Annotated in this window: 11 protein-coding genes and 1 tRNA gene; 6 read left to right on the forward strand and 6 right to left on the reverse strand. The window is 40.3% G+C overall.

Annotation, left to right across the window (positions count from 1 at the left end):
* The first annotated feature begins 115 nt into the window (after positions 1 to 115).
* Positions 116 to 1,810, forward strand: a complete 1,695-nt coding sequence (locus ABYD77_RS05185; RefSeq protein ID WP_372767674.1) for an amidohydrolase — start codon at positions 116 to 118, stop codon at positions 1,808 to 1,810.
* Between the two features lie 127 nt (positions 1,811 to 1,937).
* On the opposite strand, the gene ABYD77_RS05190 is transcribed toward ABYD77_RS05185, so the two are convergent.
* The gene (locus ABYD77_RS05190; protein ID WP_372767676.1) at positions 1,938 to 3,374 is read right to left on the reverse strand and encodes a YfcC family protein; all 1,437 of its coding nucleotides are present in this window, start codon (positions 3,372 to 3,374) and stop codon (positions 1,938 to 1,940) included.
* A gap of 203 nt (positions 3,375 to 3,577) precedes the next feature.
* Positions 3,578 to 4,240 (reverse strand): 7-cyano-7-deazaguanine synthase QueC, encoded by a 663-nt coding sequence (gene queC, locus ABYD77_RS05195; RefSeq protein ID WP_372767678.1) that lies wholly within the window; start codon positions 4,238 to 4,240, stop codon positions 3,578 to 3,580.
* A 98-nt stretch (positions 4,241 to 4,338) separates the two neighbouring features.
* Here queC and queE point away from each other — a divergent pair, with 98 nt between their 5' ends.
* Positions 4,339 to 5,004 carry a 7-carboxy-7-deazaguanine synthase QueE gene (gene queE / locus ABYD77_RS05200; protein WP_372767680.1) on the forward strand — a complete coding sequence of 222 codons (666 nt, stop codon included), beginning with the start codon at positions 4,339 to 4,341 and terminating at the stop codon, positions 5,002 to 5,004.
* A 68-nt stretch (positions 5,005 to 5,072) separates the two neighbouring features.
* Here the strand turns inward: queE and ABYD77_RS05205 are convergent, their stop codons facing one another.
* Together ABYD77_RS05205 and gloB are read right to left on the reverse strand one after the other, a co-directional pair.
* On the reverse strand, positions 5,073 to 6,647 hold the full coding sequence (locus ABYD77_RS05205; protein WP_372767682.1) for a LysM peptidoglycan-binding domain-containing protein: 1,575 nt from the start codon (positions 6,645 to 6,647) through the stop codon (positions 5,073 to 5,075).
* A gap of 99 nt (positions 6,648 to 6,746) precedes the next feature.
* Positions 6,747 to 7,505: a hydroxyacylglutathione hydrolase gene (gene gloB, locus ABYD77_RS05210; protein WP_372767684.1), complete on the reverse strand. Its 759-nt coding sequence runs from the start codon at positions 7,503 to 7,505 to the stop codon at positions 6,747 to 6,749.
* 60 nt (positions 7,506 to 7,565) lie between these two features.
* Between gloB and ABYD77_RS05215 the strand changes: the two genes are divergently transcribed.
* Positions 7,566 to 8,336: a methyltransferase domain-containing protein gene (locus tag ABYD77_RS05215; protein WP_372767686.1), complete on the forward strand. Its 771-nt coding sequence runs from the start codon at positions 7,566 to 7,568 to the stop codon at positions 8,334 to 8,336.
* Here the strand turns inward: ABYD77_RS05215 and ABYD77_RS05220 are convergent.
* A complete protein-coding gene (locus tag ABYD77_RS05220; RefSeq protein ID WP_372767688.1) occupies positions 8,329 to 9,216 on the reverse strand; it encodes an MBL fold metallo-hydrolase in 888 nt (295 codons plus the stop codon). The genes ABYD77_RS05215 and ABYD77_RS05220 overlap by 8 nt on opposite strands.
* Positions 9,217 to 9,244: 28 nt before the next feature.
* Positions 9,245 to 9,715, reverse strand: coding sequence for a ribonuclease HI (gene rnhA / locus ABYD77_RS05225; RefSeq protein ID WP_372767690.1), 471 nt, complete (start codon positions 9,713 to 9,715; stop codon positions 9,245 to 9,247).
* A 63-nt stretch (positions 9,716 to 9,778) separates the two neighbouring features.
* Between rnhA and dnaQ the strand changes: the two genes are divergently transcribed.
* From dnaQ to ABYD77_RS05240, 3 genes are all read left to right on the forward strand, one after another.
* Entirely contained in the window at positions 9,779 to 10,495 is a 717-nt protein-coding gene (gene dnaQ / locus ABYD77_RS05230) for a DNA polymerase III subunit epsilon (protein ID WP_372767692.1), read from the forward strand.
* Entirely contained in the window at positions 10,495 to 11,835 is a 1,341-nt protein-coding gene (locus ABYD77_RS05235) for a TIGR03503 family protein (protein ID WP_372767694.1), read from the forward strand. The genes dnaQ and ABYD77_RS05235 overlap by 1 nt, the downstream gene beginning before the upstream one ends.
* Positions 11,836 to 11,958: 123 nt before the next feature.
* A tRNA-Asp gene (locus ABYD77_RS05240) sits at positions 11,959 to 12,035 on the forward strand.
* Positions 12,036 to 12,225: the final 190 nt, after the last annotated feature.

Below are 12,225 nucleotides of genomic sequence, written 5' to 3' on the forward strand. Positions count from 1 at the left end.
TTGCATTTTATTGCTTTTATATCTGTTAAATCTATCACTAGACTAAAATTAGCAATGGTTACCTTTTCGTTACCTTAGTAATTGTATGCTATTTGATATCGGAGGCGTAAAACTTATGAAGAGAAAAATGTTAATGACATCAAATGTAATTGCGATTGCAGTTCTGCTTAGTGCATGTGGGGGGGGAGAATCTATTAGCAGTAATGGTATGAGTGCTGACTTAGTTGTCAATAATGCCAATATTTATACTGTTAATGGCGCTCAACCATGGGCAAACAGTATGGCTATCAAAGAAGGTAAAATTATTCACCTTGGTGATAATGAAACTGTAAAACAATATATCGCTGATAACACCGAGGTAAAAGACTTAGCAGGAAAACTAGTGTTACCTGGTCTTCATGATGTGCATATTCACCCACTAGAATCGGCATCACAAGCGACCCACTTTACTATTCCAGAATATGGAACAATAGATGAGTATCAATCATTGATTATAAGTGCTAGTAAACAACATCCTGATGCCGAGTGGCTGATTGGCTATGGCCATAGTATTGATGGACTACTTGAACTGGGAGTATCACCAAAAACTATTATCGATCAAGTGATTGCTGAACGTCCAGTAATCATAATGGAACAGACTTCTCATTCAATGTGGGTTAATTCGAAAGCGCTCTCAATTGCTAATATTACACAGCAAAGTCGCGACCCTATCGGCGGTGTATTTGGTCGTGGTGAAAGTGGCGTATTAAATGGCATTTTATATGACAATGCTGGCAATTTAGTGATGGACCTTGCAATGCAAAGCCAGGGTGATGAAGCAACAGAAAACTATTTTGGTTTTCTTGAATATACCCAACCTGAATTATTAAAGCATGGCGTTACATCAATCAGTGATGCACGCGTGTATTGGCAAAGAGGGCAATTAGATACCTGGCTTAAATTAGCAAACGATGATGCGCTTAAAATGCGGGTGAGTTTGGGGCTTTGGGCTTACCCTGAAGCCAGTGATGAATCTCAACTAGCTCAATTAAAATCCTTGTATCAAGCGTCTCAAGATTCTTTACTAAAAGTAGATCAGGTTAAAGTTTACATGGACGGAATCCTAGTCAATACAACGGCTGCATTAAAGGCACCTTATGAATACAGTTGGTTAGCACTGGATGGTGATAAAGGCCTTAACTATTTCGCACAAGCGCGGTTAGCCAAATATATTGAAGTGTTAGAGCCTATTGGTTTTGATTTCAACATTCATGGCATTGGCGATCGTGGCATTCATGAAGCCCTTAACGCTATTGAAGTTGGCTCCAAAGGCATTGGACGCCATCGTATCACGCATCTTGAAGTTGTGGACTCGCTCGATTTACCTCGTTTTAAAGAGCTCGGTGTGATAGCAGATGCTCAAGTTTCAGGGGAGTTTACAGAGCCCCATCACTGGCATGAAATGACCCCTTTACTCGGGCATCAACGTAGCGATCGTTTAGTGCCTATTGCCAGTTTAGTTGAACAAGGCGCGATGCTTACGCTTAGTAGTGATTGGAACGTGAGCACACTCAACCCTTTTGTTGGTATTGCACATGCTGTGAGTCGTGCACCTGAGGCAATTAGCATTGAACAGGCTATCGAGGCTTATACTATCAATGCGGCTTATGCGATGAGACAGGATGATAAGGTGGGTTCATTAGTAGAGGGAAAAGAGGCTGATTTTATTGTTTTAGATCGCAACATATTGACCTTAAGTGCAGCACAAATCAAGCAAACAAAGGTGTTACAAAGTTATATAATGGGCGAATTAGTTTATCGTGCTTACTAGCAAAAAGGCGATTGTAGGGGGACGTAATGCTTGTCGGTTTGTTCTAACTACGACGGCGTTTAGATAAAGTGCAATCTTGTTGCTTTATACTAAAAGCCACCATAACTAGGTGGCTTTTAAGTTAGAGTTAATGACTTGGCATTCCTTGTTCCGCAATTACCGCAATTTGCGGCTGTACATCCAAACCATAACCAAAGAAAGTGGCAGCAATTAGCACTATTGAAGAGGCAATCATTAGCTTTACTAGTAGTGGCAAACAGAACTTAAACCACTGGCCGTATGGCACACCCGCCATACCTATGATACCCATTAATACGGCATTCGTTGGGATAATCATATTGGAAAAGCCATCACCAAATTGATAAGCAAGTACAGCAACTTGGCGTGGTACACCAACTAAATCACCAAGAGGTGCCATTAGTGGCATGGTCACATATGCTTGGCCTGAACCTGATGGAATAAAGGTATTTAAAAGTGTTTGAATAACAAGCATACCAACAGCAGAAATTTCAGCACTTACATAAGAAAGTGGTAAGCTCATGCCATAAACAAGCGAGTGAAGAATTTTACCGTCATCAAGAATAAGTGCGATACCACGTGCAACACCGATTAAAATTGCGGTGGTAACCAAATCAGATGTGCCTTCAATAAACTTGTTTGCAGCAGTGTTAGCATCAAGCTTACCTAATACCGTAATTACTAGGCCCCAAGCTATAAACAAGCCGCCGAGCTCATATAAATACCAACCTTTAGTTGCGATGCCCCAAACGGCAATCACTAAGGTGGCAATAAAGCTTAATAATACCAATTGGTGACGACGATTTAGTTTCGGGTAGACGTGCGTTTCTTTACCGTCTAATGGACAAGGAATACCTGCCATTAACGAGCGAGATGGATCAGCCTGTACTTGCTTGGTGTAAGCCCATACATGATGAAAACCAATTAATACAAATGGTACAAAAATCGCTAAACGTAACCATAGGCCTGAATAAACCGGTACTTCGGCAATTTGCTGTGCAATTAAAACGGTAAATGGGTTAAATGCTGATACACCGTAGCCAATACCATATCCGGCAACAATCATTCCCACAGCTGTCATGGCGTCTAGGCGCATGGCTTTACAAAGTGCTACCAATATAAGTACAAAAGGAATGTATTCGCCTGCTGTACCAATTGCGCTTGATGCAAGGGCAAAACAAAATACCACTGCAAAAATGAGTTTTTGTGGCTTATCGCCATGTTTTTCTAACAAACGGCCGATTAACGCATCTACTGTGCCTGTAGCACGAGCTATTGCAAGCACACCGCCAACAATCAAAACAAAAAAGATAACGTCTTGTGCAGCCGCAAATGCACGGGGAATCGCGGTAAGAAAGTCCCATGGGGTAAGGTAATGACTTTCGGAAGCAACTTGATAAGTGCCAGGTACAACCGCTTGGCGGCCATTTGCTGTTTCTACAGTATCAAAAAAACCTTGGGGTACAATCCAAGTAGCAAGGTAAGCGACAAACATCATCGCCAATAGCAATACCAGCGTATGAGGTACTTTCAATGTCTTAGGCATAAATAAGTCCAGTTGTGGGAAAGGGCATAGTTTATGCGTAATTTAGCAGCTTAAAAAGTGAGTTTTGTAAACAAATTAGAATGGCTTATTGCCAAATTATAATTGGTTATAAAAGAGTAGGCGTTAATCAAGCTTTTGAATATATTCTATCAACTGTGTATGACGAAAAAAGCGCATAAAAAAAGCACCAAAAGGTGCTTTAATTAATTTGCTTCATATGGCAGTGGGTCACTTGCCTTGTTAAGCTCAAAAGCTTCTAAACGCTCTTGGCATGCACCGCATTTGCCACAGGCTTTTTCACGACCGTTATAGCAGGTCCATGTTTTGCTGTAGTCTAAACCCATGCTGAGGCCATCGGTTAAGATTTCAATTTTAGTGTTATTTAAGTATGGGCTAACAATTTCTACTTCTTCATAGTTAGCGATACGGCAAACATCATCCATTTTCTTCACAAATTCTGGACGACAGTCTGGGTAAATAGCATGATCGCCAGAGTGTGCCCCGTAAAACACTTTATTTGCCTTAAGTGATACTGCATAACCTACTGCAAGCGATAATAAAATCATATTGCGGTTAGGCACTACCGTTGATTTCATACTTTCTTCTTCGTAGTGACCTTCAGGTACATCGATATCATCTGTTAGAGACGAACCGCCAATTAATTGGTTGATAGCCGATATATCAACAACCTTGTGCGAAATACCAAGTTCTGCACATACATCTGCTGCCACTTTTAATTCTTTAACATGACGCTGGCCGTAATTAAACGAAAGTGCGTACACTTCATAACCTTGGCGAATGGCTCTATTTAAAACGGTATACGAATCCATTCCACCAGAGTAAATTACAACAACTTTTTGCGACATATTTCTCTCACTTTAGCTATAATAGCGGTTTTTGCGGGCGCGATAGTCTACACCTTCGTGACCTTGAAGACAAATCTAGCAGTAATTTGAGGCGTACGTTGTACAAAATTAACGAAGTATTCGAAACCATTCAAGGTGAGGCTAGCTTTACTGGCTGTCCATCTATTTTTATTCGCTTACAGGGTTGCCCTGTGGGATGTGCTTGGTGTGATACCAAGCAGACGTGGCATACGGACGATACTTACTTGGTTGATCTTGCTGAGACAGTAGAGAAGAAAGCAGACTCAGATTACTTTGCTAACTGTAACGCTGAGCAGATCCTTGCACTTATCGCTGATAAACAATATCAAGCAAAACATATTGTGATCACCGGCGGTGAACCCTGTATGTATGACTTAAATCCGCTTTGTAATTTGCTTCATGAAAACGGATTTACCACGCAAATTGAAACCAGTGGCACATTTGAAATTCTAGCGCCAACAGAAACCTGGGTTACAGTATCACCTAAAATTAATATGCGTGGTGGTTATGAAGTATTAAAAAGCGCCATTCATCGTGCAAATGAAATTAAGCATCCCGTTGCGATGATGCGCCATGTTGAAGAATTAGAAGAATTGTTTGAAGCAGCGGGCCATACACCAGCGTTAGTTTATCTGCAGCCAATTAGCCAAAAAGCTAAAGCCACTCGTTTAGCGATTGAAGTATGTAAGGCAAAGAACTGGCGTTTGTCGGTACAAGTTCATAAGTATATTGGCATTGCTTAACTTCGATTAGTTAGCTGGATGAAATGTAAAAAGGTGCTAGTTAGCGCCTTTTTACATTTCACTAAGAATCAACCTGTTTTTACATCAACTTTCAGTTTAAGTTTTTGTCCTGGCTGAATGTACTGATTTTTAGCAATGCCATTCCATTTCATTATGTCCGATACTGATACTTTATACCGTCCGGCAATTCGTGCCAGAGAATCGCCCTTTCGTACTCTATAGGTAATTGTTCGTTCAGAGATATTGCCTGCAATGGTCGAACTTTCTGCAGGTTGATAAACAGTTAGAGTTTGACCAAGGCTTAAAGTGGCATTTTTACTTAGCTTATTCCATTTCATCAAGTCTTTGGTGCTCACTTTATATTTACGGCTAATTTTCCAAAGGCTATCACCACTGACCACAATGTGAGTTTTTTTTCGATTGACAGTATTATTTGCTGCAACACGCATTTGACCGCTTAATAAATTGTTATCAATTTCACCATTACTTAACGGTACAAATAGCTGTTGACCAATACGAATGGTATTGTTTGGCAATTTATTAAGTGTCTTAATACTATCGCTACTAGTATCAAACTGTTTTGCGATTTTTGATAGGCTATCACCGGACTTAACGGTGTACTGCTGCCAACGAATACGATCTTTGGCATCCATTTTGGCAAGCTTAGCTTTAAATTGGTATGCCTTATCTACTGGTACTAATAATTTATGAGGCCCCGTTGGGTCAGTTGCCCAGCGGTTAAATGCAGGATTGAGTTTATACATATCAGTAATTGGAATATCAGCCATTGCTGCAGCTTTGGCTAAATCGATCTGCCCGCCGATATTAACTAATTCAACAGCAGGTTTGTTGGCAATTTTATTCCATGTAATTTTGAATTCTTCAGAGCGAGCGAGTAAGTCCGAAAGAGCCAAAAGTTTTGGTACATATTGTGTGGTTTCCTGTGGCAAATCAAGCGACCAAAAATCCGTTGGTAAATGTTTTTTACGGTTTTTCTTGATTGCGCGTAGTACACGTCCTTCACCTGAGTTATACGCAGCAATGGCATTTAGCCAATCACCATCAAGCGTTTTATGTAAGTACGTTAAGTATTCAAGCGCAGCACGTGTTGATTCGGTGATATCACGACGACCGTCGTACCACCAATTTTGCTTTAAACCAAAACGCTCACCGGTTGCTGGCATAAATTGCCAAATGCCTGATGCACTTCGGTGCGAATAACCAAAAGGGTCAAAGGCACTTTCTACAATGGGTAAAAGGGCAATTTCAATAGGGATTTGGCGTTTTTCAACTTCCTCAACAATATAGTAAAGGTAAGGCTCACCTCGTTTTGCAATACGGTCGATGTATTTTTGGTGTTTAGCGTAGTAATTTCGTTCAGCTACAACTGCACGATTTTGCGGCACAGGAATAGAAAGTTGGTAGCGAATTCGCTCCCACACATCATCAAATTCAGGGATTTGTTCAATGACTTCTTGCTCTTCTTCAGCAAGTGCGAGCACAGTTAATGCATCATATACGTCTTGAGAGCTCGCTACTGTGTAGTTTGGCTCTACTGTATTCTTTGATTGAGATTGCTTTGTCGTTTGACAACCCACAAGCCACACACTGGCGCTTAGGGCAATTAATTGCTTATAAGTCATTAATACAAATTACCGAGTTAAAACGGAACGCAGAATAATACCGATCTTGGCTAAAAATTGCCAATTTCATTTATTTTTATCATTAATTTATAAATAGATTTAATAATTATCTTTAAGTTCCCTTAATGCCGCAAAAATACTTACGTCATCGGTATTGTTTATTGTTGTTTTTATCATAATGCTGTTTTTTACGTCATCAATGTGTGAGCGTAAAAATGGGTTTATTGCTTTTTGCTTTGCAATTGTTGTGGGTAATGAAATCTTGTTATGTTTAGACAGTTCATCGCGGTAACTAACTAAATTTTGATTGTTTGGTTCGATAAAAACAGCAAAGTCTAGGTTGGCACGCGTGTATTCATGAGTGCAATATACGTTTGTTGTATTTGGTAGCGCTTTGATGCGCAAAAGCGATGCCAGCATTTGTGAAGGGGTTCCTTCAAATAAACGACCGCAACCAGCATTAAATAAAGTATCGCCACAGAACAGCATGTCTTCATTGTAGTAAGCGATATGGTCAAGGGTATGACCTGGTACTGTCATAATATTTAATGAGATGCCTAATTCATCCAAGGTAATAACCTGTTTATCTTCTAGTTTATGAGTTATGCCTTTAAATGGGCTGTTGCTCGGTCCATAAACAGGAAGCTTAGAAAATTCAGAGACTAGCTTTTCAACGCCATTGGTATGATCCCAATGATGGTGCGTAATTAAAATACCTGCTAAGCATAACTGGTGTTGTTGGCAATATTTCAAAACCGGCGTAGCATCACCGGGATCTACAACATATACATTATTGTTATTTATTAAGGCCCATATATAGTTGTCATTAAATGCGGGAATGGGAATTACTTGTACCATATTAACTAGCTCTGTTATGTTTACTTTATACGTTACACTTTATTATAGCGAGGCAATTACTTGAAACCAGCGCTAAGTTTACAAAATCCGATTCAGCCACATTGTTGGAATGACTTTCCTCATGGTGAATATTTAAAAGAAGAAATTGAACATATTTTCACACCTTGGCTTAATCGTATTTTTGGCTACCACTTATTAAAAATTGGTGAGCTGAGCGCTGAGCTTGATACTTCAGGATGTGTTATCAAACATCAAGTTAATGTCGCAAATTCGAGTAAAGCGGGTGTAAGAGCTCATATTGACGAATTGCCTTTTTCAGAACAAACCGTAGATGGTTGTGTTTTAAGTCATGGCCTTGAATATTTAACTGATCCACATCATTGTCTTAGAGAAGTGCATCGAGTGCTTATGCCGGGCGGCTATTTAGTATTAAGTGGTTTTAATCCGCTGAGCTTTTGCGGTCTTGCAAAGGGTATACCCTTTGCTAAACAAAAATTGCCTTGGAGCGGTCGCTTTTTTACCCCTGCAAGGGTAAAAGACTGGTTGCATTTATTGGGCTTTGAAGTGGTGTTTGAAGAGCGTGCAATTTATGCTTCTTTGGCAAGGGGCTCGCGATTATCGCGCTTTAAAGCATGGCAATCATTTTGTCAGCAATACCTTAAACCACTTGGCAGTGTCTATGTGATTGTGGCAAGAAAACGTGTTGCACCGTTAACGCCAATAAAACCTAAGTGGCATGCTAGACCACAGTTTAACCCTGCAGTGAGGGGAGTAGGCCTGCGAAGCACTCCAAGAAGCGCTTCAGTTGGCTCAAAACGAGAATCTAATTAAACCTAAGGGGAATTTTTAAATAAGTTTTGCCATTTGCTTCGGCTTCTGGAAAATGTCCAGCATTGATATTGACCTGAATAGATGGGTGAATTAGTTTTGGTACAGCAAGCCCAGAGTCACGCATTTCTCTTGTTTTTACATAATCGTGCTGACTCACACCATTTTTTAAATGCACGTTGTATTGTTTTTGAGCTTCTACACTCGTAACCACACTTAATTCACGACCATTCGGTTGGTAGTCATGGCACATGTATAAATGGGTATCGTTACCAAGTTCAAAAATGCGTTGAATAGAATGATATAACTGACCTGCGTCACCTCCAGGGAAATCGCAGCGTGCAGTGCCACTGTCGGGCATAAATAGGGTGTCACCGACAAATGCATTGCGGTCAACTATGTAGGTTACGCTGTCTGGTGTATGTCCCGGTGTAAACATGACAGTTACGGCTTCTTCACCTAAGTAAAACACTTCGCCATCATCAAACAGGTGACAAAACTGGCTGCCATCGGCCGGCATATTAAGATTAAATATTTCTGTAAAGTGCTGTTGCACTTGCGTAATGTATTTACCTGTTGCGACTTTGGCACCCAGTTTTCGTTTTAAATATTGTGCTGCAGAAATGTGATCTGCATGAGCATGCGTTTCTAAAATCCAGTCTACATCGAGATGATGACTATCAATATAATGAATTAGTGAGTCAGCAAATTGATAGCCGACATCACCAGATGATGAGTCGAAATCAAGCGCGGCATCGATAACCATGGCTTTTAAGCTGCGATTATCAAATACCACATAACTGATGGTAGACGATTGTTTGTGAAAAAAACTTTCAATGGTTACGTTCATACGTGTGTAAACTTGATATGTCAAATATGGCATAAGATATATCATAGTGTAATAAAGAGGTCTAGCTTTGCGCTTCGAATCCGCTATCCTCTAGCAAGTTACTGCTCTCTGCAGCTTCGCGTGCTAAATCATCTACGCGTTCGTTTTCGGTATGTCCTGCATGACCTTTAACCCAACGCCATTCTACATGGTGCTTAGCATTTGCAACATCAAGTCGTTGCCAAAGATCTTTGTTTTTGACATCTTGCTTGCTGGCAGTTTTCCAACCACGCTTTTTCCAATTAGCGAGCCAAGACTCAATACCTTGTTTAACATATTGGCTGTCGGTAGTAAGGATCACTTGGCAAGGCTCTTTCAAAGACTCTAAGCCAACAATTGCGGCAAGCAGTTCCATTCGGTTATTGGTGGTGAGTTTATACCCTTGGCTGAGCTCTTTTTCATGACCTTTATAACGAAGTAAAGTGCCATAACCTCCGGGGCCTGGGTTACCAAGACACGAACCATCGGTAAAAATCTCTACGTTTTTTTGCACAGTTTGCCTTTTATTTATGTAGAATGAAGCTATTAACCATAACAAAATTTATGATTTGACGATATGGCTCACAGGCAAATAGTACTGGATACCGAAACAACAGGTATCGATCCTAAACAAGGGCACCGCATTATTGAAATCGGTTGTGTTGAATTAGTGAACCGCCGACTGACCGGTAATAACTTTCACGTGTATATCGATCCTGAACGTGATATTGAAGATGAAGCTATTTTTGTTCACGGTATTACTTCTGATTTTCTTGCAGGAAAGCCTAAGTTTCGTGATGTTGCAGCCGAATTTTTAGATTATATTAAAGGTGCAGAGCTCGTTATTCATAACGCGGCGTTCGACGTCGGCTTTATGGATCATGAATTTTCATTACTTAGACAAAACTATCCAAAGACCCATGATGTCTGTCAAGTGCTTGATACCCTTGCGATGGCACGTGAGCTACATCCTGGGCAAAAGAATAACCTTGATGCACTTTGTCGTCGTTATGATATAGATAACTCCAAACGTACATTACACGGCGCTTTACTCGATTCTGAGATCTTAGCTGATGTCTACTTAGGCATGACAGGTGGCCAAGTAAGTTTAAATTTGGCTAATCAAGAAGGGCCAAGTGGTGATAATACCAAAGGTATTCGCAGGCTTTCACCGGATAGGCCTCGACTAAATGTGGTATTTGCCGATAACGAAGAACAAGTGGCACATATCGAACGCTTAAATTTGGTAAATGAAAAAGGCGGACACTGCCTTTGGCTCACAGAGGAAGCATAATGAAAAAATGGTTGTTAGGGTGTTTTAGTTTTTTTTTGATTTCACATTGTTTTGCAAACCAGACCGAATTAGAAGTTATTCAACGTAATAGCAATCAAAATGAACTTAAAATTTTCGACAACCGCTTTCGCATTGATTATCAAGTTGATGAAATAACGCTACTCTTCTTCCGTGAAAAAGGCACACCTGCAGTTATTCTTGTGAGGCCAGATGGCAGTAAAATTTATGCCACTGAATCTTTGCGCGATACCAGTATTCAATGGTTTGATGACGAAACTTATGACATTGTAAAAATAAAAAAACCAATGCCAGGACCTTGGCAAGCTATTGGCAAAATACTCCCAGAGAGTAAATTAATGATCTTAAGTGACATTGAATTGCATGTAGATGCTCTACCGCCACTATTGTTTAAAGGTGAAACGATTAAAGTAACAGGCCGATTAACTAACGGCGGTAACCCAATAGAAGAAGGGCTGTTTCGCGATTTAGTAACACTAAATGTGGATTTCGTTAGTACTAATAATAAAGAGTACTTCAATTTTGGCGCAAAGCCTGTGCCAATTGCTGAATTAATGGATGACGGCAAAGGCTATGACGAAAGACCGGGTGATGGCGTATTTACTGGTGAGTTTGAGCTTAACTTTGCGTCAGGTGAGTGGCAACCAGAATATGAAGTTCGCACACCAATTTTAAGGCGTAGCTTAGTTAAAGACCCAATCATTGTGGAGCAATCACCCATTAGCTTTGCATTTACTGAAGCCGCGGAAGGGGAAGAGCACCATCATTTAGCAATTAATGTAAATACTGAAAAAGTGAAAGCTGACTCACTTATCTACCAAGGTACAATTTATTACCCGAATGGTGAAACCCAGGTATTTAATTTAGAAGCACAAGACAAAGTGGTACGAGAATTAAAACTAGTCAATTATGACTGGGGTGTTTATGAAGTTGAACTTACCTTATTTGGTAGTAATATAAATGGGCGAGAATTTGTCGCTAAAGTAGATAAGCAAGAATTTGAAATAGACAAACCAATTGAAAAAGTGCCGGAGCAAGATAAACCAATTGTGCCGGAAATAAATCTTGAACCTGAGTTACCACCTGAACCTGAGCTCGATGTTGAGAAAATTATTTTCTGGGCAGTGGTTGGCAATGTATTTATTTTATTGTTTGGCTTTATTGTTATCCGTGTCTTTATTCAGAAAAAACCGTTATTAGGTGGCCTGATGAATAAGTTGAAGAAAAACAAAAAAGACGAGAAAGAACAAAAAGTAGCGCATTCTGAGCAGAAATCAGACAGTTCAGATGAAATTTTGAACCTTTCGATGCCAGACGAGTAAAAAAGCGAGAAAAAAACAAAAAAACTATTGACTCTTATAGGGGTGATTCGTATTATTCACGCCGCTGTCAAGGAGCGCTGAGAGTTAACTCAGAAGTGAGCCCTGGCAGGTTTGAAATGATGCGGAGTGGTAGTTCAGTTGGTTAGAATACCGGCCTGTCACGCCGGGGGTCGCGGGTTCGAGTCCCGTCCACTCCGCCAAATTTAGGGGGTTCCTGCGATAGTGGTTACTATCACTTCATAAGGAAATACCAAAAACCATAAGATCATTTTGTGGTTTGCCTAAAAATTGAGCACCGTTTGAGTTTTCAGGCGGTGCTTTTTTCTTGCAAAAAATTACTCCGAAGCAACCGATTTTCTAACCACGCGCCGGTCATAAATCCGGCTCACC

Source organism: Pseudoalteromonas sp. (genome assembly GCF_041629635.1).
Classification (GTDB): Bacteria; Pseudomonadota; Gammaproteobacteria; order Enterobacterales; family Alteromonadaceae; genus Pseudoalteromonas.